This is a genomic window from Streptosporangium sp. NPDC087985 (genome assembly GCF_044741965.1).
In the GTDB taxonomy this organism is placed as follows: domain Bacteria; phylum Actinomycetota; class Actinomycetes; order Streptosporangiales; family Streptosporangiaceae; genus Streptosporangium.
In genome coordinates this window covers 1-2128 of sequence record NZ_JBIUTQ010000063.1, presented here as the reverse complement: position 1 = coordinate 2128, position 2128 = coordinate 1, and the positions used below count along the sequence as shown (strand labels likewise).

The following is a 2128-nucleotide window of genomic DNA, read 5'->3' as shown; positions in this document are numbered from 1 at the left end:
AGGGCGTCCTTGGTAAGGACGACGATCCGGTTGTTCTTCACATCGGCGTAGCGCACCTTCCCCTTGGCCGTCGACGGCGGCGCCAGGTCGATGGTTTTCAGGGCCGAGGTGAGTTCGGCGAGCGGCCGCTTGACGAGCTCGCCCCGGGCACCCATGGCGACGATCAGGGGAAGATCGGCGGGGTCGGTAGTGGCCACCACGAGGGTCTGCGCGACGGTTCCCACGAACCAGGACCCACCGAAACGACCACCGAGCGCGTCGCGGAGCTGCGCTTCGACCTTCGCCAGGCGGGTCTCGTTGAGCAGACGGGTCTCAGCCTCGTCCTTGGTCAGATCGAGATCACGCTGGAATGCCTCCAGCATGCCCGGCGGCGGCTTCAACGCGGCCAGGCCATCCGGCGCGGCTGCGACCTGAGGGTGGGCGACAGCCGGAGCGGCCGCCAGGACAAGAGCGATGACCACCAGAACGCATCCCGAGATAACGGGGTGTCTACGGGGCATGGGTCTCTCCTCGACCTCGGCTTTCCCAGCAAGAGGGGGGAGACCGCGCAGACGAGAGGTCCGATCGGCGGCCGGAGCGGGATGATGAACGGTCCGGGTTACGGCGCCTTGTATCCCAGAAGGTAGGAACCGGAACGACTGTAGGAGGTCACGCGGTAGCGGTAGTAGCCGGCCGGGCCGGTGTAGCTGATCCTCTCATCGGGGTTCGGAGACTCGGAGGCGGCGACGGTGACCCAGGCCCGGCCGTCCCACCTCTGCAGGTAGAGATCGAAGTCGACACCGTCGACACCGTCCAGGCAGCCGAAGTGGACACCGTCGGCCGTCGACCGGTAGTAACCGTTGCTCGGATGGTAAACGGACTGGCCACTGGTCAGTGTGCCCTCGGCGCTGTGTGGATAGCCGGTGCAGGTGCCCGTGCTCGGCGGCGGAGGGTTACCGGCGGTGGTCACCAGGCTCAGGCCGTAGGTCAGGAGGATCGGGTTGATCGGCTGGAAGTAGGTGACACCGCCCAGCGTGCAGTCACCGGAACCACCGGAGGTGACCCCTTGAGCCTGGTCGACGGAGATGAAGGAGCCACCGGAGTCACCGGGCTCGGCACAGACATTGGTGCGGACCAGTCCGAAGACGTTGCCCTGGGCGTAGCTGACGCTCGTGTTGCGCTGCTGGATGGTGCCGCAGTGCCAGTCGGTGGCGGAGCCCGACCGGCAGACCGACGCCCCCTCGACGGCCACCCGGGACCCGGCGACGTTCACCACACCGCCGTTGCCGTTGCTCACCGACGGCTTGGGTGTCCAGTTGCCATTCACCGCGACCCAGGAGAAGTCGCTGCCCGGGAAGGTCGACGCCTGGAAGACACCCTGGGGCGCCCGGTTGAAGCCGATCGTGGCCTCGCCCGCCGTCCCGCAGTGACCGGCACTGACGAAACCGCTCTGAGTGCCGTGGAGCACGGAGAAACCGATCGAGCAACTGACCAGGGGGCCGACGTAGTAGGCGTCGCCGCCCACCAGGTTGGAGAGAGGCTGAGGCCGCTCATTGGACGACACCACCCGCACCGCGACCGGGTCCACACCGGAGGCCCTGAGGATGGCCACGGTTGCCGAGGGCGCGTCGGACAGGATGACGACCTTGTTGGTCCTCACATCGACATAACGCACCAGTCCGTTCTGATGGGTGGACAGAACGGTGTCGACCTTGTCGATGATCGCGTTGAGTTGCGCCAGCGACCGGCTGACCACCTCACCCCGGGCACCCAGTGCGGCGATCAGGGGAAGGTCGGCGGGGTCGGTGGTGGCCACCACGAGGATCTGCGCGACGCTTCCCATGAACCAGGATCCGCCGAAGCGATCACCGAGTCGTCTATGGAGCTGCGCCTCCACCGGCCCCAGGCGGATCTCGTTGAGCAGACGGGTCTCAGCCTGATCCCTGGTCAGATGGAGATCGCGCTGGAGTGCCTCCAGCATGCCCGGCGGCGGCTTCAGCGCGGCCAGGGTGTCCGACGTACCCGCGGCCGGGGAGTGGGCAACGGCCGGAGCAGCCGCCAGGACAAGAGCGGTGACCGCCAGAACGCATCCCGAGATAACGGCGTGTCTACGGGGCATGGGTCTCTCCTCGACCTCGGCTTTCCCAGC

2 protein-coding genes are annotated in these 2128 nt (G+C 67.2%); both read right to left on the bottom strand.

All coding sequences use genetic code 11. The annotated features are described in order from the left end of the window. On the bottom strand, nucleotides 1–500 hold a 500-nt coding region (locus ACIN94_RS32780; protein WP_400714928.1), incomplete at its 3' end, for an alpha-lytic protease prodomain-containing protein. A gap of 98 nt (nucleotides 501–598) precedes the next feature. Continuing rightward, nucleotides 599–2098, bottom strand: coding sequence for a S1 family peptidase (locus ACIN94_RS32775; protein WP_400714925.1), 1500 nt, complete (start codon nucleotides 2096–2098; stop codon nucleotides 599–601). Nucleotides 2099–2128 lie beyond the last annotated feature (30 nt).

What these genes read in the sequence shown, in the direction of transcription:
- ACIN94_RS32775 (WP_400714925.1), bottom strand. Translation starts at nt 2,098, where the DNA reads ATGCCCCGTAGACACGCCGTTATCTCGGGATGCGTTCTGGCGGTCACC.